This window comes from Flavobacterium sp. (assembly GCF_044357305.1).
GTDB lineage: Bacteria > Bacteroidota > Bacteroidia > Flavobacteriales > Flavobacteriaceae > Flavobacterium.
Genome location: NZ_JBIKPS010000003.1, coordinates 177,510 through 201,179, shown reverse-complemented (window position 1 = coordinate 201,179; position 23,670 = coordinate 177,510). Strand labels below are relative to the sequence as shown.

Here is a 23,670-nt window from a genome sequence, read left to right as displayed (position 1 = left end):
TTCATTTTTTTAATACAGTTGTAGAAAATAATGTTTTTTTAGACAATATTTTTAAGAATTAATAAAACTAAATTTTAAAACATGATAAACAGTAATAATAAAATAGCTTTAATTGTATTATTTTCAATATTTAATGCTTTAGCATATGGACAAGTTAAACAATTAAATAATACTTTCACTTCTAATCCTTTTCAAACCAAAAAAGGTAGTTCGAGTCAAAGTGTTTTAGCTCCTAAAATCAATGACACGATTAAAAAAGCAAGGCTTCAAATAGAAAACTATTATGGTTCTTTTTATGTTGATTTGTCTGAAGAAAATATAAACGTTGAAAAAGTTTCAAAAGATTTTAATTCATGGTTCAATTTAGATAATAGTCATTCTTTTGTTCTCTTGTCTTCAAAAACAGATGAATTAAATTTAACTCATAATTATTACCAACAATACTACAAAGGTGTATTAATTGAAGGTGCAATATTGATGTTACATGCTAATAAAGGTATAGTTTATGCTTCAAATGGTCAAGTAGCTCAATTTGAAAAAATAGACGTTAATCCAATCGTTTCGGTTGAAAATGCTATTGTTACCGCCAAAGAGTATTTAAAAGTTACTGATTTAATAAATACTTACCCGGTTGAAACCATAATTGCAAAAATTCCTAATGGGGTTAGTTTTTATTTTAAATTCGCACACAAAGTAAGGATAGAATCTGTTAATCCAAACATTCAAGCCGACATTTACATAGATGCTTGTAAAGATATTGTAATTAATTCTGTAAGTTTAATAGAAAATATAGACACCCCTATATCTGTTACAACAATTTATAACGGTTCGCAAAATATTACTGTGGATAGTTATGCAAGTGGTTTTCGCTTGAAAGATAATTTGCGAAAAATTGAAACATATGATGGCACAAATTCAACACAATCGTCACCTATCTACTCGGGATTTAGTGAAATAAGTAGCCCTACATCTACATGGAATAATAATTTAATTTTATCAGATGTTTTTATTTTAGACTGTTCTGATAATTGGTGGAAAACATTAGTTTTTGACCCTAAACCTGAATTTTATATTATTGTAAAAAATGCTTCAAATCAAATTATTTATAATGGAAATTCCAATTATAAAATTAACACAAGACCACCATTTGTTTTTAATATGCCTTCACTAACTCTTAGTCCAACTTCAAATTATACTATTGAATTATGGGAATATGATGATGGAATAGTATCTCCAGATGACTTTGGTGGTAGTTTTCAACTTGATTTAAGTCCTGGTCGACATAGTTGGAGTTGTAATGGTAACAATGGTGACTATTATATTGTTTCAGCTAATGCTGCTCTTGATGTACATTGGGGCATGGAAAAATCGTATGATTATTTTAAAAATACACATCAAAGAAATAGCTTTGATGGAAATAATATTACAATAAAAAGTTATATAAATACACCTGATAAACAAACGAGGTATCCAGGAGGAGATGCAAATAATTCTGGTTTTAAAAGAACTTATGACATTTTTAGTTTTGGTTTAGGTGACGGAATTTTGCTTAACCCATCTGTTAGCCTAGATATTGTTGGGCATGAATTTACTCATGGCGTTGTCAAGTATCGAAATTCATCTTTAGGTGGTTTAAGTTACCAAGGACAATCAGGAGCTTTAAACGAATCATTTGCTGACATTTTTGCTACATGTATAGAATTTGAAACTAAACCCTCAACAGCAAATTGGAATATAGGTGAGGGTATATATGTACAAGCAGGTGGCTTTGACAGGTCAATGTCAAACCCAAACCTAAAAAATCAACCAGATACTTATTTAAGTCCATTACCAAACGGATATTGGGACAGTAGTGCTAATCCCAAAGTTCATATTAATAGTGGTGTACAAAATTATTGGTTTTATTTACTATCACAAGGGGGGTCAGGGACAAATGATTTAGGAAATTTTTATTCTGTAACAGGAATTGGTATTAACAAGGCAAGGAAAATTGCATATTTAAATTTAACGACATATTTAGGGTCTAGTACTGCAACCTACACCGATTCTTTTAATGGTTCTTTACTAGCTGCACAAGAATTATATGGTAATCCATCTCCAGAATATAATGCTGTTAAAAATGCATGGTATGCTGTAGGCTTAGGTAGTAATCCATTAAATTCTTGTACTGGCACAACAAATCTAACTGCAAGCTCAGGAACATTTACCGACGGAAGTGGTTTAGCAAACTATGATAATAATTCAAGTTGTATATGGGTAATAGCTCCCCCTGGAGCAACACAAATAAATTTAAATTTCACAGCATTTAACACAGAGGTTACTGTTGACAAAGTTATAGTTTATAATGGACCTGATGACACTTATCCAGTTTTAGCTACTTGGTGGGGCAATGTATTGCCACCAACAATTTCTACTACTGCTGGTGTTGGTGCAATGTGTATAAAATTCACAACAAATACATCAAATACTTTCAGTGGTTGGTCAGCCAACTATACTTCATTGATAACTGATCCATCGTGTGAAGGGATAACCATGCTCACAACACCGAGTGGTACTTTTAGTGATGGTTCAGGAACCAATAATTATACAAATAACCAACAATGTTTATGGTATATAGCTCCACCTTGCGCGACAAGTATAACTTTGTCTTTTACTTCATTCAATACAGAATTGAATAATGATGGTGTTGCTATTTATGATAGTTTGACAGCAACGACACCAATCGCTGCATTTACAGGGACTTCATTACCAGCTTCTGTAACTTCTACAACAGGAGTTATGATAGTTGCTTTTATTTCTGATTATTCAATTTCACTTCAAGGTTTTAATGCTAACTACACATCAACAGGCAGTTCCTTTTGCTCGGGCACAACAACTTTAAATTCAAGTGATTATGGCACTATTTCAGATGGTAGTGGCACAAATAATTATTGCAATAATAGCAATTGTTCTTGGTTAATTCAGCCACCAAATGCAACAAGTGTGACTTTAAATTTTGCAGCTTTTAATTTAGAACAAACTTCATCAGATGGTAACTCAATTTACGATGTGGTTGAAGTGTATGATGGTACATCTTCAAGTTCTCCATTGCTTGGTAAATTCGCTGGAAGCAATATACCCTCTGCAGTAACATCTTCTAGCGGTAGCATGTTTGTAAAATTCACTTCTGATATTTCAGGAACTTACCAAGGTTGGACTGCATACTATACTTCAACTCAAAACTCTTATTGTAATAGTTCAACATCTACATTAACGGCTTCAAGTGGTACTTTTACAGATGGAAGTGGAATAGATAAATATGCTAACAATTCCAATTGTTCATGGTTGATTCAGCCTACAAATGCAACTTCTATAACTCTATCCTTTACTTTGTTTGATACAGAACTAAATTATGATGGGGTTATTGTTTATGATGGTGCAAATAGTTCTGCCCCAATAATAGGTCAATTCACAGGAAGTACTTTACCTAATTCCATTACTTCAACAGGCGGTAGCATGTATTTTGTATTTCTTTCGGATGAGGCTTTGAGGGCTAACGGTTGGAGTGCAAATTATACATCCACTAATTCATCAAACCCAACTACAATTAATTTTGACCGTAAATTAATAGATTCAGCTGGTAACACACAAACATCAGGTTCAACAGTTATCACTTGGTCACTTGGAGAGCCAATTATAGGAAATATGACCAGTGGGAATATTAAACTTACTAACGGTTTTCATCCACTTTTGAATACTCAAGCTCTTGAAATTCAAGACCATTCAATTGATTTGACTGTAATAATTTCTCCTAACCCAACAAATGATTTTTTAAATATTTTTCAAAAGCAAAATCACGACCTAAAAGTTAGTGTATTTGATATTTCTGGAAAATATATTATGCAAGAAACATTGAATTTTCAAGATAATAAAATGGATGTGAGTAAGCTTTCTGAAGGGGTTTATATTATTTATGTTCAAGACAAACAAACTCAAAAAACAAACACTTATAAAATAATTAAAAACTAAATTAATAATCAATAAAAAAAGTAAAAATGAAAAAAATAATTTTATTCGCAATTTTATTACAATCAATAGTAGTAATGTCTCAGGTTCCTCAAGGAATTAATTATCAAGCAACTGCAAGAAATACTTCAGGACAAATATTAGCAAATCAATCAGTAAATTTTAAATTTAGTTTGATTCAAACACTTATTACTAATAGTCCAATTTATTCGGAAACATTTAATGGCACAACTGATGATTTAGGTCATATTAGCTTAGTCATAGGTCAAGGAACTGTTTCTTTAGGTACTTTTTCAAGTATTAATTGGGCGAGTGGTCCTTATTTTCTAAAAATTGAATTAAATACTGGTTCAGCATATATTACTATGGGGACTACTCAATTATTAAGTGTTCCGTATGCTTTATATGCAAGTAATACAGCAACAAAAACTATTAGTGGAACATGTACAGGAGGTTCAGCTCCAAGTTTATTAACAGGTTCTGGCTTTACTGCTTCTAATCCTTCTACTGGAGCTTATAACATTACTTTTTCAGTTCCATTCACAACTTTGCCAACTGTTGTTGCATCAACTTATATTACTAATCAAACACATATCTCATTATTTGAGCACGTATCTGTAAGAAATATTACAGTAAATGGATGTACAATTTATACTAAAAATAGTAATGGATTGATTCAAGATGTTCCATTTACTTTAATTGCTGTAGGTCAATAATATAGTTTTAAGTGATTTAAATAATCATATTTAAGTTTATAGTTTTATTTCGTTTTATAACTCTTTTTATCATTTAGGATAAGTAATGGTATATAAGAAATTATTTATCTAACTAATAATTGTAAATCGTCAGCAAAAAGTGTACTGATTTACTAGAGTTGTTTACAGATAATAAAAATACTGATGAAATGGTAGAAGAGTTAGAAAAAAACTGAAATGTATTTTCAGATTATTTAATGATATAAGATTTTATCTCTTCACAAAGAATTTCAAAATCAAATCCTTCTCTTACTTCAATAAGAAAAGCGTTATTTTCATTAAATAACATTCTTTTTCTTTCGTCTCGTTTTTTATTTTCTTCAAAACTTTTTTCACCACCAAAAAATTCGATTGGTCTGTCATGTTGTTGACCTTGATATTCTATTCCAATCTTATAATCTGGGAACCAAATATCAATATGTTGTCTCCCTAACCATTTTGGTTTTCCATGATGAATTACTTTTTTAGTTGGAAAATGACCTTCCAATTTATAATATAGATCAGTTTCTGAAACCCATCCCTCACCAATTTTTGGTATACCTCTAGAAACTCTAAATTCATTTTGTAAAGAATGAATAAAAACAGAAAATGTTTCTAAGATTGAATTTTCTACATAATAAATAAAAGATGTTTCAGTCAAGCCAGTATTCTCACAAAGCATCAATTTATGCTCATTGTAACTTAACCAATATTTTGAAGTGTAACCTTGAAATTTATAGGATTTTTTAAAGTCTTTTAAAGTATTATTATACTTCGTAAATGGGTGTTCTTTTTTTAATTCAACTATTTTTTGGTTTGATATTTTTCTTTCTTCTTCCCAATAACCAATTTTTCTTTTATCAATTTTTATTTGAGGAAATTCATTATTAATCTCATCTATTGATTTTATTTCATTAAAAAGCACATCAAAAAAAGAATGTTTATCCTGATATAACTCAATTAACTTCAAATCTACAAATTCAAAGAAATCATTTATGTTAGCTGTTATATAGTCATTTAGTTCATTAGGTTTATAGCATCTTTTTACCAAAAACTCACTATCTAAACATCGCTTTTTACTTTCTATTTCACGGTGGTGTATAGTTGAAAAAAAGTCAGTAACCTCCCATTTGTTGTTTTGAGTTAATTTTGAATTTTTAGACTCGCCTACATTATTCCAAAATCTAATTTTTCCTTTTACTTCAATTTTAAGAGGTTCTGTGTCTTTAAATCTTGAAGGTAAAAACAAATCCCCTCCGACAAATTTGAGATTACCTAAATCAATTATTTTTGTGTCTCTTATTGTTAGTTTACCACCAACAGAAGTTAGATTTCCTAGTGATTCAATATTGGAATACCTCAAATTAATATCTCCATCAACACGCTCTAATTTGCCTAAAGTTTTTAACAGACTATTTTCATCATGAGATTTTAAATTACCTTGAACGTAATTAAGTTCTCCTAAATTTTCTAATTTATAATTTACGTAAATATTACCATAAACTTTTTTTACTTGTCCTAATGATTTTAAATCTCCATTTAAATCAAGGTCTTGATTTATTATACCCTCTGAATTAGTTATTGATTCTAAATCTTCCTCAGATTTTACACTATCCATGTTATAATAATCCATATATATTAATTCAATTCTTTTCTAACTTTCTCCCACACTGGATTAACACTATTAAAAAATTCCTTCATGGTATCTTTATACCATTCTAACAAATCATCCCAATAAGTTTCATCATTAAATTCTCCAACAAATTTATCTCGCTCTTTTTTTGGTAAATAGTAACAAATTCTTGATGCCATTTTATTTTCCAAACGCTGATATTCAATAGAACTGCTGAAAGAATTTGATATTAAATCCTTGTGTTTTATCATTGTATCAATATAGGATTTATCGGAATCGTTTGATATGTAAAGTTCAACTCTAAATCCTTTTCTTCCTATACAAAATCCAAAATACCCAGAACCTTTAGAAAACCCAATATCATAACCTTTTTTTGGACTGATATTATCTAAATAATCAATATTGTTTTCTTTTAGTTTAATTTTAAGTAACCCCCAAAATTTTAATAATCTTGCTTCTGACTCAGAAACTGTTTTACTTTTGATATTTATTTCTTTTACCTTTTCTTTTGCATCTATCATATACTCTTTTGTTTCTGGCAAGGGAATTATTTGTTCAATCTGAAGAAATATATTATCATCCATTGAATAAGGAATTGCTCTGAAACACTGAACTTGTATGTCGTGATTTATTAGCCACAATACAGTTGATGTTACTTCCTTTCTATAATTATTCGCAACAAACATCATTCTTTGGTCATCTTTGTTTAATAAAAGCTCTTCTTCATTGTTATCAAGAAAATCTAATAAGTTTTGTAAAGAATCGTCTCCATTCTGCCATTTATCTAAGTAAGACTGATATATCTTAATAATTTGATTAGTTGTCAAGGTTGAACAGTACGAAGTATATTTTAAAGCTTGCCAGACAACATCTTTTCCAGTATCATCCAACTTGTTTTCAATTATGACTAAATTTCCTTTTTTATCAAGAGCTAATAAATCAAGCCTTTCGTTAGTATCATTAAACCCATCATATTCCTTTTGAATAATCAATAGTTCTTCTCCTAAAATTTGTGGATTTTTCGCTATCCACTCTTGAAGATGGTCACGTTCCCTAATTTTTAATTCTTTAAATAATTTTTGATCTAACTTTTCTAAATTATTAGTAGTCTTATTTATTTTGTACATATTTTTATTTTTTTATTTTCCTAAAAAATCATTCCATCCTTTCCATCCATTATTCTTGTATGTGTTTTGTGGATTTGAAGGTATATCAGTTGGTCTTTCTCCAGATTTAGAATATTGCATCCACTCCTTTACTGAATTTAATTTTAAGTTAATTACATAATTTTTTGAAGTATTGAAATCAGCAAATTCCATTTTTGAAGCTGCTATAACCCCTGTTCCTAACCAATCACCTAAACCAACCCATTCACCAGTTTTCAAATAAATTTTGTGAGGATTTCCAGGAATATTTTTGGGTTTTTTACCAGATTTACTATAAATCTTCCAATCATTTTGATTTTTTAATTTTAAAGAATTAACAAATGCTTTAGCTTCAGCATAAGGTAAAAATTCTCTATTGATTTCATACCCGGTACCTAAAAAATCACCCCATCCTTTCCATTCCTTATAATATTGATCAGGAGCTTTTGGAATTTTTGATTCATGTAAGCTAGAATTACAAAATACCTTCCATTCAGAATAGCTTTTGATATTAAATTTTTTTATGTAACTTTTTAAATCGTCAATTTTTAAATAATCACGATTTTTGGATCTGTCTTTTATGTTAATCCAATCAGCCATATTTATCCACCCTTTATTTTTATATGTATTTTGCGGATTTGATGGTATTTTTAAAGGTTTATTACCACTAATACAATAGTCTCTCCATTCTTTATAGCTTTTTAAATTTAAATTATGAGCAAATTCTCTAGCTTCATTAAAATTTAAATAAATTATATCAGAAATTAATTCAGTTCCTAACCAATCAGAATAATTAATCCATTCATTAAATTTTGAATAGACCCTATCAGGATGAGAAGGAATATATATAGGCATTTCCCCAGAAGCACAATATTTAAGCCATTCCTTTTTGCTTTTAAAATTTAAATTATGGACAAATTTACTTGCACTATTATAATCTAAATATTTTCTATTTCTGGATGCAATGGTATAAGTACCCAGCCAATCACCATAATCTATCCATCCTTTATTTTTATATGTATTTTGCGGATTTGATGGTATGTCGAAAGGTTTATTTCCTGATTTACAATAAACTAACCATTCATTTGTATTTTTCAAACCTAGCTCCCTAATATAAGCTCTAGCTTTATCGTATTGCTGATAATTTATATTTCTATATGCAACTTTATTATTCCCTAAAAAGTCTCCCCAAGTTTTCCAACCTTTATTTTTATATGACCCTCTTGGGTATTTTGGAATACCTTTATTCTTAATTTTATTTTCCCATCTTTCATACCATTCATTTTGAGATAAAATGCCTAATGTTTGTGCATATTTCCTAGCATTTTCAAAATCAAGATAATCGATTTTCGACATCGCAATTACCCCAGTTCCTAAAAAATCACCCCAACTAACCCATGAATTTTTATAATTTAACTGAGGATTTGATGGGATATTTAAAGGTTTGAGTTTAGATTTTGCGTAAAGATTCCATTCTTTTACATTATTTATTTCCAAACTCCAAACATATTCTCTTGCTTCCTCAAAATCCATCCAATTAAACTTCGATAAACTTTCCCATATCTTGATTTGAAGTTGAGCCGTAAGGTCTTTTTCGTCTAATAAATCAGCTGTAAAATTAAAATCAAATACAGAAGAACCTTCAATTCTATTAGCACCTGTTTTGTCGCTTTTGTCTTTGAAATATTCTATGATTCGTTCATCATTGGCGGCTAATCCCCTTACAATTGAAATGATATCATTATAGTTGTCGTTGTCTATTTCGTGTGTTTCATCGTCATAAAGAACAGGTAAAATTACATATCCAAAATCTTTGCCTTTTTTCTTTCGCAGAGCTCTTCCCAATGCTTGTACAATATCAACTTTGCTTTTTCTAGGATCGGCAAAAACAATACAATCAATATTTGGGACATCAACACCTTCGGTCAAACATTTAGCATTCGTGATTAAAGCCCGTTTTGAATCGGCAAACTCTCTAATAATATCATTCCTTTTAGTAGTAGCCACTTTACTTGAAACGGTAAAACTATCAATAGGTTCAAAGTTATAAGTACTGGTAATATAGCTTTGTAAGTCTTTATTGCGTTGGGCTTTATCAATGGAAGAGTGAAATGAAACTGCATTTTTAATTGGCAAGACTTTCATAGCTTTACGCAAGGCTATCATAGATGCTAATGATCTTGCTTCGGTTTCATTCTTCCATTTATTATTGAGTTGTACTAAGTTGTTACTTTTTATAAACTCGGCAATCTCACTCTTTTTTACATCAATAGTAATTATTTTATAATCGGTCAATAATTCTTTCTCTATAGCTTCTTTAAAGCTCATTTGAGAGAAAGTATCTCCATAAATCTCATAGTCATCCATCGAGATAATATCTTCCTTAGAACCGCTATAAAATCGTTCTGTAGCAGTCATGAAGATTCTCTTAGCAATAGCTATATTCTCATCGAAAAGTAGATAACTAAATAGTTTTTTATTTAGTCCAACGGTCTTATGGGCTTCATCAAAAATTCCTAAATCAAAAGAGATATTTAATTTTTTGGAAACATCAGCAATGATTCGACCACTTTGATAAGTCGTGAAAATAATTTTGTGTTCGTCTCTATTTGTTTCAAGCCACTTCTCAATATAGTCAGGATTTGTTTGACATGGAATACCAAGGCTTTCGGTATTTTCCATAATCTCATCATCTTTTCCAATTCCTTCATCAGAACAGATACAAAGCCACTTGACTTTTATTCCACGAGCTACAATTTCTCGCAAGTATACATCAAGAGTTTGCTTTACTAAGGATAAACTTGGAACTGCTATTAATGTAGATGTCGATTTTAGTTCTTGGGTCATCCAAAAGCCTGTAAGACTCTTTCCAGCACCACAAGGAAATATCAGTTTACCTCTTGAATTATTACCGTCAATAAAATATTCAACTGAATCTTTCAAGGCTTTAACCTGATGTTCCATTGGAATATAAGCAGTTGGAGTATATTTCCTGTCTTCAAAATAATTTCTGAGCTTATCAAAGAAATCTTCGTCTAATTGAACCCAACTATCAGATAAAATTAGATTTATAGGTTTGTTCTTGATCTTGTCTAAATTCTTAGAAGTAACATTAGCTGTAGAACAAATATAGCCTTGGGTAAATTTATCATTTCCTTCTAATAACGAAATAAATGTAGAGACTTCATTGAAAGTTATTGAACTATTCTTTTCAGAATGATACTTACATTGAATGGGATGATATTCATCGCCTTGTTTTGCAATCAAATCAATACCTAAATCGTGTGAGGGTAAGCCTAAATATTCAAATACTGTAGAAGGAACTTCACTCAATAACCAAACTTCATCGTAAAAGGAATAAACAGGATTTATCTTGAAATACAACTTGGTTAATAATTCAAAAGCATTACCCATTTGTTTTTTAGGTAAAGCGTCCATTTTTAGTTTAAATTCAGACCAAGAGTTGGATTGTTTTAGTAGTGCTTTTATGTCCATTTACTATTTCTAAGGTAATAATGATTAATTATTTCAAAAATACAATAATATAATGGAAAATTAAACTACTAAATCTTCAAAATCACTTTTGTTATTTTCTAAAGTTGCAACGACATATTTCTTTAAATAGTCTTTAAATTCAACTGACCCAATAATTTCAACATCGTCTAGTAATCCAAGTACAAATCGAACAATAGGTTTGGGATTGTTTATGCTAGTTTTTAGTCTATAATAGCCAGTTTTAGCCTCTTGCTTTACAAATTTAACAACCATTGGATATTCTTGTTTTAGTAGCACAAAGGCTCTTAAATTCAACCTAATATCTATATCAAAAGGTAATCCATTAAGAGCCGTAAAACCAAACGCATCAGGAACATCTAATTGGTGATGTCCTTCAAATTCATTTTGTTTTTGCAAGACTTCAACTTCGGTAATCCGTTCAATATTAAAATACTTGTTTTTAGCTGTTTCTACTTCAAAAGCACATAGCGAAGTGTAGTTGTCGGTAAAGCTAATAGGTTCTACCAAACGGTCTGTAATTGTATTAGAATTAGCCGATTGATATTTCTTTAAAACTACTTGTTTATGTTCGGTAATGGCTTTGCTTAATTCAGAAACTACCTTCCCTAAATGAGCATTTAATAGATGATTTCCTTGAATAACAATTTCGGATTTTAAGTATATTTTTCTCAGTAGGGCATCTTTAAGATTGCTTTTAGAACCGCTACTTAATAACAGCTCTCTAAGTAAAGATGCTTCTTCATTTGAAAATTCTAAAGTTTCATTGTTTTCGTTACTTACAATATAAAACCGATTATGCGAATCTCTTTGTAAATCAAATCCCAATTCTTTTACTAAATCTAAATAGCGATATACAGTTCTGTCAGTACTTTCCAATATCCCAGCAATAAACTTAATTGATTTAGAGGGCTCTTTTTTAAGCAACGAAATTAGCTGTAAAACTCTAAGTATTTTGTGTTGATTTAACATATAATGAAAATATATCGACAAATTAGGTCAATTAAAACAACATAAACAAATGATTGACCTTAGTTGTCAAAATACTAGAGGTAATTTGTAAAAATTTAAAATAACATATTATGAAAAAATTATTATTAAGTACCGTTTTATTGTTTGGTTTGGTAAGTTTTAGTCAAGAAAAATTGGCAAAATATAATTCTTTATACTTTTCAAAGAACTTTGATATTTCAGCTAGTAAACCTGATGCAAAAGAAGAATTTAGTTATTACATTGATTGTTCTTCTAAAGATTCAAGTAGCAAGCAAGCTTCATTGATTTTAAAAAACAAAGATGTTCCAGAATTTGTCGAATTTTTAAATAGCATTAAAGAGACTTTCAATAAATGGACAATTACTGCAAAAGAAAACGAGGTTACTGAATTAGATAAAAATATTGACTATAAAAAACTTAATTACAGTGCTGCTTTTGTTTATGGTAAATGGAATTTTGACTTCTCAGTTAACTTAACAACCAGATATAAAATAATAAACGGTAAGTACTTATTGATAATTGATAGTGATGAATTGCAATCAAGTTCTAACCAGTATATAAAAAGTGATGGATTTAGAATTGTTTTTAGTTCCGTTCAAGAAATAGACGAATTAGTTACTGGATTAAACATTAATTTGGTTACAGATTTATACAATAAAAAGAACAGTCAAGATGACTTGTTTAAAAAGTAAGTTACCGTATCAATAATCAAAATTAAGTTTTATTATTTTTTCAAATACAGCCTCTAAGCGAGGCTGTTTTATTTTTTACCTAAACTTTATTGTAAATTGATTTAGGCTTGCTCATAGACTCTAATTTAATATAAATTAAGCCGATTTACGTTTATTTTCGTTGTTCAGATCTTCAACATAATCTTTAAAATGAAACCAATGTCTTTGAACCCTAGACCTAGAGAATTTTGAAATGCTTATTACCAATTTTTGGGTTATTTGACCAAACTCTTCAAAATCCCAATCTTCAAGTATTTCATACATAGCTTGTTGGGTTTCTTTATTTTTTTTTGCTCCTAAAACAGAACCAACTATTTGACATTTTTCTAATTTTGTTAACTCCATGTTAGGATTAAATAGAATAAGTCTTTCTTTATTGAGATAGATTTCTAAAGTATCTTCTTCCCTTTTTTTTATAACACTATTAACAATAGAATTAATTTCAATTTTCGTCAGATTTGGATTTATTTTTTTATTAAAATAGGCACTTTTATTCTGCAAATAGTTTCTGCCAAATGTTGGATTTAATAATGCAAATTGAGAGAGTAATCTAAACAAGAAATTATTACGATTACCTTTCTCAATTCCATGCCAGGGCATAAATGGAGCACAAATCTTAATTTTATTTTCAAAATATAAAAATTCTTTATCTGAATTATTTCCAATAAAATATTCAAAAGAATTATCAACTCGTTCTTTTATTCTACTTTGATGAACCGAGGCTTCATTTAGCACTATACATTCTTTTTTTTTCTTTATAATACTAGGTGAAGCTTTTTTAGAATGCTCGTACTCATAGACCCTTGAATCAGTATTACAATATAGGGAGGGATCATAGCTCAATACATTTTGCTGTATGGGTTTACGTGCACCATCATCAACTTTAACACCTAGTATTATACCAAGTGATTCATAAACATCTTTGAAGTTGTCTAGGGTTAAGTTGTCCACCTTTACTAAAATACCGTATCCAGTATTGGAGAGAGATCGCCACATAGCATAAATATAATCACTGTGGGGGATTTCTATAGTATTATCTACATCAATGTAAATTAATCCTGTTGGATTAACTGCATTTTCATTATTAGCATAAACTTTAAAAAGGAAGTTAAATCTAAAAGTTGGTAGGACTGTTTTTTTCAATTCATCATATTGAGGATGTCCCTTACCATAATCTCTGGCTTTTTTAATGTTTAATAAGTTCTCATCACCGTACTTAATTTTGTGGAGCACTTCATCAACAGTTATTTTACCCAAAACTGAGGGTGATTCACAATTTTTAAAATGATTTATCCTGTAAACTTTGTTGTGGGTGTTTTTTAAATCATTTGACTTTATTATTTTAAATGTATTTTTCATTTTTTTTTCTTATTTTAAAAAAAGCAAAAGCGATGCCTTAGCAGTGTGAAACACCACTTTACTTTTTTCGTTAAATTTTTGATTTTGGCTACTACAGCCGATTAAAAGAGTTTTTTAGTTCTTGAAATATTCAAAATTTCCACTCTTATTTAGGAGCATTTTAATTTCATTTACAGGATAAAAGTAAATTTCTCCAATCTTTGTAAAGGGAAGAATATTATAATCTCTGTAACTGATTATAGTATTATCACTAAACCCAAATATTCTTTTTAAATCTTTGTTCCTATAATACTTTGCATTTGGAACATCTTCTACTAATGATTTTAGTTCATAAAGTAGTTTAATAACTGTTTCATTTTCTTCATTTTTTTTAACCATACATATTTTGTTTAAAATTATTATGCAAAGTTAAATTGAGAAGATGCCAATTTTTTTTCATTGTTGACAATTGTCAAGATTCTAACTTAAAATCCATTATTGTTTGTAGTTTATCTTTTAGAGATTCCAGATTTTTATTAAATCGTTTGAGGGAGGGTTTATCGTTACTTTTAATATTGGCTAAATCAACACTTACACCCTTCATTGGTTGTACTCTATTTTCACTTTGAATATTTCGTAAATCAGAATAATTAAAGTTATTTTCAATAAAGCTATTTCTATGCGATGTACTTTCAAAATTTATCAAGTTACATTTTTCTAGCATATAGATAAACATAAGAGAATCGGTTTTACTTAAATTAAAAGTTGCCTTATTATTAATACTTGTATCCATTTCAATATTTTTTTCATTTTCTAAATCATTTAACATTCGACTATAGTCCTCTACGCTAGTATATTCAATGAATTTGAGTGTTTCCTCTAAAATCTTTATTATTTCAAGTATGGCGTGTTTTTGACCACCAAGTATTCTTAAAGCAAATTTATATTCTTCTTCTTGATAATCATGCTTAATTTTTTCATCAAATACTGTATTTGGAATCTCTCTAAATTTATCTAATTTTAAAATTGATTCTTTGTACTCTTTCCTTGACTCTTTAATCAATAATTTTAATAAATTTAAATCCAATTTGATAATTAGTTGTTTGTAAAGTGATTTTTTAAAAACAATTACTTTGTCTGAAAAATATAAATTTACTGAAGCTAAACTTCCAAATTTAGATGATAAAGGTTTTAATGGGCTTATAATATCATTTAGATAAATATCGAATTGAACTATGTCATTTATAGAATCGAATATCTTTGCTACATTTGGTTTTTCCATAATTTATTAGAATAAATATTTTTGTAAAACTAACAATATTATTCAAATTTATTACTTAAAATTTTCATTTGATGTTTTATTGTAACATCCTGAATTTTTGCATAATGTTGCGTTTGTGTTATTCTTTTATGTCCCATTATTGCAGAAACAACTTCTAACGGTACATTGTTAGCCAGAGCAATGGTTGTAGCAAATGTATGTCTTGCTACATACCATGTTAAATTTTTATTAATTCCACATAGGTCTGCTATTTCTTTCAAATAAAGATTCATTTTTGCATTACTTCTATTTGGAATTAATCTTTCTCCTTTAATGCATTCATAATCATCTTGGTATTTTTCAATGATTTTTTTTAATTGTGGTAAAATTAAAACATCAGATTTAACATGAGTTTTTTGTCTTTTTGTTTTAATCCACCAATCCGAATCATTGTCTCTTACTAAATTATTTTTATTTAATTTCATACTGTCACATGGTGCATAGCTTGTATAACAACAAAAAAGAAATATATCTTTAATTACATCTAACCGTCTATTTTCAAAAACTTTATCTTCTATTTTTTTTAATTCATCCTGTGTTAAATAAACAGCATCAACTTCGATTAATTTTTCGCTATACATCTTAAATGGGTTGTCTTTTATTATACCCATAACAACAAAATGATTTAACATGCTACTAATATTTCTAATATATTTGACGGATGTATTATTAGCTAGACCCATTTTTCCATTGTGATTCCGTTCATATCTTAAATATTCATCAAGACTGTATATGAATTTTCTATCAATATCTTCATAATTATAGTTGTCTTTTTTATATTTTACTTTTATAAATTCCTTAACTACACCTAGCATCCGAACATATTTTTCTAAAGACTTATCTGAACGTTCTCCTTTTATAACTCTTTGTTTAAAATAAGTATTATGTTCATTGAGTAAATCTAATAATGTAATTTTAGATTCAATTTTAACATCAAAACATAGCTTTTTTAAATCTAAAGCTGTTAAATTATTTTCTTTATTCTCCTTTAAATATTCACTATATTTTTTTTCTATGCTTTCAGAAAAAGAATAGATATAAGTACTAAGTGAATTTTCATTTTCTATTCGTGATGGCTTCCTTAAATAGTCGGTTTTAATCCATCTTTCAGCAGATAAATATCTACCTGTTGAAAATGAACATAATGTTCCGCCTAAACTAATTCTACCATAGATTGCGATTAAACCATCTCTGTTTTTGTCTCCCTTTTGGAAGAAAGATACTTTCAATTTTTTCATTTACTTTTTTTTAAATTATTAAAGTGCAAAACTACATTTGAAAGTTGCCAATCCATTGTCATTGTTGACAATTGTCATGTTTTTGGTACCCTAATTATTTGCCAATTTTGTAGGGTACCAAACAGGGTACCTGTTAAATGAGATATAAAGTGTAAAATGAAATAAAACATCTTTAAACAACTTTATTAAAATTATCTCTCAAGCACTGTAAAATATAGGTTTTTGTAAAATAAGGAAAGTATTGAAATGTAAAAAGCCCCTATATAAGGGGCTTTCAGCGGAGAAAGAGGGATTTGTACAACACTCTTTATGCCTTTATTTATAAGGTACTTTGCAAAATAATATTCTAGGGTCTCGATTTTGAACCTCAAAAAAATCACGCTTTTTTTGACAAAACTTAAAGTACAAATATAAGAAACTATATTGTAAAACTAGTTCAAATAACAAACAAGTTTAAGCCTTTATCCTTTAATATGAGGTTCAATTAATTCATATTTTAAACTAGTGTATTGGCAGAACTCCTCGATGCTCACAAGCTCATTTTCGAGCTTCTGGAGGTCAATTCTAATCTTTTGCATCAATCTAATGCTTTGACGATAACTTTTGCCAGTAATGCGTTGTATGTCCTTCGGGTAGATACATACTCTCTTTAATTCTGTTTTCATACACTATCCATACTTTTGACTAGGCTTTGAGTGGCTTTTGAATACTTCTCACACTCTAAATACCAGGATATAAAATTAGTAATTTTTTTACCTTGTTTTTAAGCTGCAATTTACAACTGGTTTAACTCTTATTAATAGGACATTTGTGTTTATAATTGCCATTTATACCACTGTAGGACATTTAGAATAGTCCGATGTTTTAAATAATTAGTTTAAGTGTAATATTGTGTCCAAATCAATTGAATAATGTTGCAACAGGAAGATGATTGAGGGGAATTTTAACTGATTTTATAATCTAAATTTTAATGTTATGGCTAGACAGAAAGGCATAATTAAACTAAAAGGTACTATCGGAGATATTACTTTTTACAAAACCCAAGATGGACACTTGGCTCGTGAAAAAGGTGGCGTTGATGCAAGCAGAATCAAGAATGATCCTGCGTTTCAAAGAACACGTGAGAATGGTTCCGAATTTGGAAGAGCTGGAAAAGCCGGAAAGGTTTTGAGACTCGCTTTGAGAGCGTTATTGATGAATTCTGCTGACAGCAAAATGGTTAGTAGACTAACGCAACAAATGGTGAAAGTTATCCAAGCGGATATGGTGAGCGAACGTGGTTTGCGAAACGTAATTGATGGAGAAGCAGAATTGCTTATTGGTTTTGAATTTAACATCCGTGGTAAATTAGGAACTAGTTTGTTTGCACCTTATGTTGGAACAATTGACAGAGCTGCTGGAGAAATCACAGTTGATTTGGCTCCATTTGTTCCTGCGAATATGATTGCTGCACCAGGTGGAACAACGCATTTTAAAATTACCTCAGCTGGTGCTGAAGTAGATTTTGAAGCGGAAACATTTGTAGAAACGCATTCAGAAACTGCAATTTTACCATGGAATTCGGCACCGACGGTGGCGATAACTCATACCAATGCGGTTACAGCTGCAAGTACAAAACCATTGTTTTTGGCTTTAGGAATCGAGTTTTTCCAAGAAGTTAATGGACAAATGTACCCGCTTAAAAATGGCGCTTTCAACCCGTTATCGGTTGTAAAAGTAGATAGCGGAGTTTAATGGTTCTTGAATTGACCAGAACTTATTTCCCTAACGGAACTAACGGAAAACTCGAATGTAAAGGAAAATCCATTTGTAATACTATTGAGTTACCATGGAGAGAAAACGAAACAAGAGTTTCTTGTATTCCGGAAGGGAAATATTTTATTAAAAAACGATACAGTCAAAAATTTCAATGGCATTTGGAGGTTTTGGATGTGAAAAATAGAAGTTTGATTCTGTTTCATCCAGCCAATAATGCTCTTTTAGAATTGAACGGTTGTATTGCTCCAGTAACAAAACTTTCTGGACCAGGATTAGGGTTGATGTCCCGAAAAGCTTTTATAAGTTTAAAATCGATGGTTTATAAAGCTTTAGACAACAAAGAAAGTATTGAATTGATTGTAAAATCTTAAATAGGTGTTTTATGAATATAGTTGAAAGATCAAAAGCTCCAACTCCGAAGTTTTTTAAGATATTGAGAAGTATTGGATTGGCATTATTAGGTATTAGTGGTTCCATATTAGCTGCTCCTGTTGTATTACCTGCAGCAGTAGTTACTGTAGCAGGATATGTAGCCGTTGCAGGTGGTGTAATTTCGGCAATTAGCCAAATAACAGTTGATGATAAAGCAAAGAAAGAAATTGAAAACCTCAACAAAGCACGTGATGGAAACTAATATTTCTTTAAAAGCTGGCACTGCATCAGGAACCGTATTGAGTATTTTACCCAATATTCTTTCTGAAGATGTTGTAAAAACAATTATCTTAGCTGCATTGGGAGCTTCTGTTAGTTTTACAGTTTCTCTCTTGTTAAAATGCTTGACAAAATCGAAAAATAAATAGTACTGAAAAAAGTACAACATAAATCCAGTTTTCGTGTGGTAACCTTTACTGGATTAACTAAGAAGCCTAGTCGTAGACCAGGCTTTTTTTCATTTATTACAATAGCGGTATAAAATTACTCTTCGCATATCGTTTATGAGATTGATATTCTCGTGAAACTGCTTTTCCTTTTGTTCTAGAAGCTTTAGTGCTGCAATATGCTTAACATGTTGCTCGTGCTCTTCCATCATAATTTTTGCTTTTGGGAAAAACTCTTTTTTGAAGTCTGAAAGACGTAAAAATGGAATTACGGAACCACAAAGAAATTGATGCCAGAATTTTGTTTTCCATAAACTATACGCAATGAAAAATAAGCTTTCGCAATCATCCTCGTTTTGAAAAATGATAACAAAACTGTTCGTAAATGGCTCTTTTTGGGGCTTTCCGCTATTCATTCCCTTGTTAAGTACAAACAAATGGGGTTTTGTGTAAATCGTTCCTACTCGGTTGGTTTTGATGATAAAATTCAGCATAACATTTGGCTTTAAAAAGGGGTTAGATTTTCAATTTCCTAAAGGTTTTCTACTGAAATGCTATAGTGCCTCGCAAAGCTCGACCTATAAATTTTTCAAAAGAAAAAAAAGAAAAAAAGAAAGCCGTTCGTTCAAGTGGAGGGTTTCAAAAAAGCAAGTTTTTTTGAAAAAATACTACCCGAATGGGTGGAGATTTTTTCAAAAACCCGTAGGGCTTGAACTTGCTTTTTTGTAAACCTGGAACTTATCTTTGCTCTCTTTTTTTTTATTTTTTATTTTGATTTCATTTACTAAACATCATCGTATAATCGGAATTTGTTTTAAGGATTGGGAGTTGATTTGGAAGATGTTCGTCTTTGGAAGTGTATCAATTTTTGTAGATGGATGATTGATTTTGATGAAAAAGAAAATGTGATGTATCCATCTGAAAAATTGATACTCTTCCTTCTACTATTTGATTTTTGAGGATGCTTAAATAGTCTTCTGAAATCGGATTTTAGTATTCAGTCGGAATGTTGTTATGTAAAAAGAAAGCATCTTCAAAAAACAATGAAAAAACTTTCCTAGTGCGTTGGCAGAAGCTCAGAGCAAGGGTATCATTTTTTTATTTGCTAATTGGGATGTTTCTGATTGCTTTTATTAATAGCTGATGCCACGAATATTGTTTAGGATTTAGTGTTTCAATATCAGAAAAATTATGTTTTGTAACGTTATGGCATCGGCTATTGTGAAAGCAATGATTTCATTGCGTTGTGGCAAATAAAAAATGATACTCTTGCTGGCTCTTTTGGTTTTGTTGGTGCCTAATTGGTGTTCATACGGAAGGAGTTATTGCCCAGAAAAAAGTTGTTATGAAAATAAAAAGGCACTTACAAAAGCAATGAAAACACTACCGATTTAACCAGTTAGTTGCTAAAAACAGTTACCGTAAACGTTCTTGAAAGTAAGTATGACCGTAAAGTTTCCTATGAAATAGCGAACGTTGTTGAAGACAGTGGCGAAGGACGGTTTTTTTTATTGCCGGCTGGTGCGAGGAAGCGATGAAAAAAGTTGTCCTGGAGCCACTGGCAAGTGCGGTGGGTGTGGCGGCTTTTTTACATAATGTTATTATAGTGCATCCTTGATTTTCATTAGAAGCAGGGTGTTTCTTTATGCACTATAATGCCACATTATGTAAAGAAGCTTTGGGAAAAAAATTATTGGCGCAAGTTGCGAAGCGTACGTGTTTTTTCTAAAAACTGTGCCAGTAATTTTTTGGAGCGTTGGCAAAAGAGTGGCAACTGAAATGTAAAACATCCTTTTTACCACCGAACGAAAAAAGATATTAACGCTATTAGAAATGAAATTAGCGAAATGAAGCAAACAAAGATTTGAGTTTAGGAATACTTGGACTAAACGAGGATTTTGTGCAGATGAATGAGATAATGACTTTTTAATACTTTATTTTAAAAAAAAAGACCGGTAAGCTGTTTTTATGTGAAGCATTACTGGTACAATCTTTAGATATAATAATTTAAAAACTATTTGTCAACATTAAATGACTTAGGATCTATTACGGGTAAAAAGGCGTTGTGTAAATAAGTTCCTTTAAATGTAGAAAACATAATGCCACGAATTGTTGAAATTGAAATTGAGTTCATCGCAATAATGATGTCTGATGGTAATTTAACTTCGTTAACAACAACATAACTATTCAAATTTTCAAATTCAAAAATTAGGCTGGAGGATAGTTTACCCAAAACAAAATCATTCTCTTCCGTAAATATTTCTACATTGGGCTTTACAGCAATATAATTTTCATTGATATTAACTAAATGCTCTATGTTAATATTGAATTTGAATATTGTCTCATTAGTAATTACATAGTCAATTGATGCTAGACTTGATTGTAACAACTCTATGTTTTTTAATCTAAAGCTAATGTTTTGTTCTTTTTCCATAACTAATTTGTAGAAAGTGAATATGTGCTTACATAATCAGGTTTTTTGAAATTAAATAACCCATAAAAATTAAAATTGTTTTTTGATAAACTGGCTGTTTTAACAACAAATTGGATATTTTTAATTTCAATCTTTTCGTTTATTTCTGAATTCACTAAATTAACATCTAATTCTTTTTGTAATAAAATTAGTGTGTCGTGAGTAAAATTATGAGTTCCACTTAACCATTTGCTTATTTCTGAATTGTTTTTATTAATTTTTTTTGCAAATTCATTTTTTGCATAGCCTTTAACTTTAATTGCGTCAGCAATTTTTACAGCAAGACGCATTTTGCTTTCTGTTTTCTCCAATTCTTCTTCAGAAATATTTTCAATAAGTTCTTTTAGGATTGGGCTTTTGTATGTTCTTGGTTTGTTATTCATCATCGTTAAAATTAAAGTTAATATCTCCTTCAAAATCTAAATAATCAGTTGTGAATTTTAATTCTTTATCTAACATTCTTTGTTTAATTTCTTTTGATAATTCTCGAAGAAAATAATTTTCTTCTTTTAGTTTTTTATCTTCTTGTAAAGCGCTTATTGTTTTTGGTTTATATCCGCCTCCGCCAATTAATACAATACTTGTACCATATCTTATGCAATACAGTCTTAAATTAGAATTTGGATTATCATATAATGCACAAACACCATCACTGGGGTTCCCTTCTTTAAGTTTAAAGAAATTTTCTCTAGCACCAATTTTGCCAATGCTTATTAATCGGTTGTTAATGTCATTTATTTCAGCCAAAAATTGTTCTTTATTCTCAATAACAAATCTGTCATATAAAGTCATTTCCTCTTCCTCAATATAAATAGAATATACTGAGGTTTGATTACCACTAAACTCTTCTAATTTTACTATTTCGCAATTCATCACTCTATAAAGGAGTACAAAGGTAAATAAATATTTCACTTATAAGTGAAATTTTGTAATAATTAACAAATTTATTACTTTTTGATATAGTATTTATATCAAATGCGTCTTTTTAATTTTCTTAATCTTCTTGTCAATATCCATAAAATATGAAATAAAAAAAACGCAAACCTATATTTTTATCATTTTATCTAATGGAATGAAAATCAATATTTTACAGTATTTTATTCTTGTTTTTTGTTTCAAATATTGGATATAATTGCGACTAAATGAAAGTTACATACACTTTCTTTTTGGAGCGTTGGCAAAGGAGTGGCAATTGAAATGTAAAACATTCTTATTTTAGTACTATTTTAAAATATTTGATGATAATTATTCATACTGTCCCAAGAACATATTGTCCGTTTTTAAATAGAATAATGGAATTATATATTTCTTTTGCTCATTAAATTGGAACTTTTTAAAATCGGTTATATTGGTCATTGTTTCAATAGGTGGAGGAGAATCAACTGTTAGAAAATATCCAAAAGGATTAAATGTTATTTCAGAATGAGTATTCATTGTACCATTAAAATTATTCCATTGTATTCCGTATAATCTTTTATGTTTTGAAATGGTATTATATAAATATACTTGATACTTATCAGGTAATGAATTGTTGTCCTTCTCTAAAATGAAGTTTACTAATTCTTTATCATTTTTGAGAAAATCTGAATGGTCAATAGCTAAAAACATAGTTAGAATTTGTTTCAAAACATTCAAAGGTTTAAAATCAAATTCGATAAGATTAGCTCTGTTTATCTTTTCAACATTATTAAAATGATTGTATGCTTGACCTACAAATTCAGAGAAATCTCTAGCATACCAAGTTCCTGTATTATTGTTACAACTTTTACAAAAACAATAGGAACCAGAGCCATTATTACTTCTTATTGATTTGCCATAAACATAACTTTTTTCATCAAACAAATGTTCGTGCTTTTGTATTAGTATTGGAGTATCATTGAAAGCTGCTTTCGGTGGAATATGCTCAAATGTAAGCTCTTTGAACTCTCCGCATAAATGGCAATTCCCTTTTTTACTTTTCAACTTATCTA

The 23,670-nt window shown here is 29.6% G+C and carries 20 protein-coding genes; 7 read left to right on the top strand and 13 right to left on the bottom strand.

Features of this window, described 5'->3' with window-relative positions; translation table 11 throughout:
- Positions 1-81: 81 nt before the first annotated feature.
- Positions 82-4,008: a CUB domain-containing protein gene (locus ACIQ2J_RS04305; RefSeq protein WP_396167126.1), complete on the top strand. Its 3,927-nt coding sequence runs from the start codon at positions 82-84 to the stop codon at positions 4,006-4,008.
- 26 nt (positions 4,009-4,034) lie between these two features.
- A complete protein-coding gene (locus ACIQ2J_RS04300) occupies positions 4,035-4,721 on the top strand; it encodes a hypothetical protein (protein ID WP_396167123.1) in 687 nt (228 codons plus the stop codon).
- A gap of 229 nt (positions 4,722-4,950) precedes the next feature.
- Here the strand turns inward: ACIQ2J_RS04300 and ACIQ2J_RS04295 are convergent, their stop codons facing one another.
- Genes ACIQ2J_RS04295 through ACIQ2J_RS04280 form a run of 4 tightly spaced genes read right to left on the bottom strand, consistent with a single transcriptional unit; the run spans position 4,951 to position 12,002 of the window.
- A complete protein-coding gene (locus ACIQ2J_RS04295) occupies positions 4,951-6,357 on the bottom strand; it encodes a hypothetical protein (protein WP_396167121.1) in 1,407 nt (468 codons plus the stop codon).
- A 20-nt stretch (positions 6,358-6,377) separates the two neighbouring features.
- Positions 6,378-7,499 (bottom strand): DUF4268 domain-containing protein, encoded by a 1,122-nt coding sequence (locus ACIQ2J_RS04290; RefSeq protein ID WP_396167119.1) that lies wholly within the window; start codon positions 7,497-7,499, stop codon positions 6,378-6,380.
- 12 nt (positions 7,500-7,511) lie between these two features.
- A complete protein-coding gene (locus ACIQ2J_RS04285) occupies positions 7,512-11,012 on the bottom strand; it encodes a DEAD/DEAH box helicase family protein (RefSeq protein ID WP_396167116.1) in 3,501 nt (1,166 codons plus the stop codon).
- Between the two features lie 60 nt (positions 11,013-11,072).
- Complete coding sequence (locus tag ACIQ2J_RS04280) at positions 11,073-12,002, bottom strand: helix-turn-helix transcriptional regulator (RefSeq protein ID WP_396167113.1); 930 nt, start codon at positions 12,000-12,002, stop codon at positions 11,073-11,075.
- 110 nt (positions 12,003-12,112) lie between these two features.
- On the opposite strand from ACIQ2J_RS04280, the gene ACIQ2J_RS04275 reads away from it, so the two are divergent.
- A complete protein-coding gene (locus ACIQ2J_RS04275) occupies positions 12,113-12,715 on the top strand; it encodes a hypothetical protein (RefSeq protein WP_396167111.1) in 603 nt (200 codons plus the stop codon).
- A gap of 135 nt (positions 12,716-12,850) precedes the next feature.
- On the opposite strand, the gene ACIQ2J_RS04270 is transcribed toward ACIQ2J_RS04275, so the two are convergent.
- The 4 genes from ACIQ2J_RS04270 to ACIQ2J_RS04255 all read right to left on the bottom strand — a co-directional run bounded on the left by ACIQ2J_RS04270 (position 12,851) and on the right by ACIQ2J_RS04255 (position 16,651).
- The gene (locus tag ACIQ2J_RS04270) at positions 12,851-14,113 is read right to left on the bottom strand and encodes a primase C-terminal domain-containing protein (protein WP_396167109.1); all 1,263 of its coding nucleotides are present in this window, start codon (positions 14,111-14,113) and stop codon (positions 12,851-12,853) included.
- Between the two features lie 114 nt (positions 14,114-14,227).
- Positions 14,228-14,491 (bottom strand): DNA-binding protein, encoded by a 264-nt coding sequence (locus tag ACIQ2J_RS04265; protein ID WP_396167107.1) that lies wholly within the window; start codon positions 14,489-14,491, stop codon positions 14,228-14,230.
- Positions 14,492-14,564: 73 nt separating this feature from the next.
- Complete coding sequence (locus tag ACIQ2J_RS04260) at positions 14,565-15,374, bottom strand: hypothetical protein (protein WP_396167104.1); 810 nt, start codon at positions 15,372-15,374, stop codon at positions 14,565-14,567.
- Positions 15,375-15,412: 38 nt separating this feature from the next.
- A complete protein-coding gene (locus tag ACIQ2J_RS04255; protein WP_396167102.1) occupies positions 15,413-16,651 on the bottom strand; it encodes a tyrosine-type recombinase/integrase in 1,239 nt (412 codons plus the stop codon).
- A gap of 975 nt (positions 16,652-17,626) precedes the next feature.
- Here ACIQ2J_RS04255 and ACIQ2J_RS04250 point away from each other — a divergent pair.
- Genes ACIQ2J_RS04250 through ACIQ2J_RS04235 form a run of 4 tightly spaced genes read left to right on the top strand, consistent with a single transcriptional unit; the run spans position 17,627 to position 19,209 of the window.
- Positions 17,627-18,385 carry a hypothetical protein gene (locus ACIQ2J_RS04250; protein ID WP_396167100.1) on the top strand — a complete coding sequence of 253 codons (759 nt, stop codon included), beginning with the start codon at positions 17,627-17,629 and terminating at the stop codon, positions 18,383-18,385.
- Entirely contained in the window at positions 18,385-18,780 is a 396-nt protein-coding gene (locus ACIQ2J_RS04245; protein WP_396167098.1) for a DUF5675 family protein, read from the top strand. Before ACIQ2J_RS04250 ends, ACIQ2J_RS04245 begins: the two co-directional genes overlap by 1 nt.
- Positions 18,781-18,791: 11 nt before the next feature.
- Positions 18,792-19,043 (top strand): hypothetical protein, encoded by a 252-nt coding sequence (locus tag ACIQ2J_RS04240; RefSeq protein WP_396167096.1) that lies wholly within the window; start codon positions 18,792-18,794, stop codon positions 19,041-19,043.
- Positions 19,033-19,209, top strand: coding sequence for a hypothetical protein (locus ACIQ2J_RS04235; RefSeq protein WP_396167094.1), 177 nt, complete (start codon positions 19,033-19,035; stop codon positions 19,207-19,209). Before ACIQ2J_RS04240 ends, ACIQ2J_RS04235 begins: the two co-directional genes overlap by 11 nt.
- 89 nt (positions 19,210-19,298) lie before the next feature.
- On the opposite strand, the gene ACIQ2J_RS04230 is transcribed toward ACIQ2J_RS04235, so the two are convergent.
- The 5 genes from ACIQ2J_RS04230 to ACIQ2J_RS04210 form a co-directional block, all read right to left on the bottom strand.
- Positions 19,299-19,721 (bottom strand): DUF6943 family protein, encoded by a 423-nt coding sequence (locus ACIQ2J_RS04230; RefSeq protein WP_396167092.1) that lies wholly within the window; start codon positions 19,719-19,721, stop codon positions 19,299-19,301.
- A gap of 1,520 nt (positions 19,722-21,241) precedes the next feature.
- Complete coding sequence (locus ACIQ2J_RS04225) at positions 21,242-21,661, bottom strand: hypothetical protein (RefSeq protein ID WP_396167090.1); 420 nt, start codon at positions 21,659-21,661, stop codon at positions 21,242-21,244.
- 2 nt (positions 21,662-21,663) lie between these two features.
- Positions 21,664-22,011, bottom strand: a complete 348-nt coding sequence (locus ACIQ2J_RS04220) for a multiprotein-bridging factor 1 family protein (RefSeq protein ID WP_396167088.1) — start codon at positions 22,009-22,011, stop codon at positions 21,664-21,666.
- Between the two features lie 64 nt (positions 22,012-22,075).
- Positions 22,076-22,573 carry a hypothetical protein gene (locus tag ACIQ2J_RS04215; protein ID WP_396167085.1) on the bottom strand — a complete coding sequence of 166 codons (498 nt, stop codon included), beginning with the start codon at positions 22,571-22,573 and terminating at the stop codon, positions 22,076-22,078.
- Between the two features lie 372 nt (positions 22,574-22,945).
- The gene (locus ACIQ2J_RS04210) at positions 22,946-23,662 is read right to left on the bottom strand and encodes a hypothetical protein (protein WP_396167083.1); all 717 of its coding nucleotides are present in this window, start codon (positions 23,660-23,662) and stop codon (positions 22,946-22,948) included.
- Between the last annotated feature and the right edge of the window lie 8 nt (positions 23,663-23,670).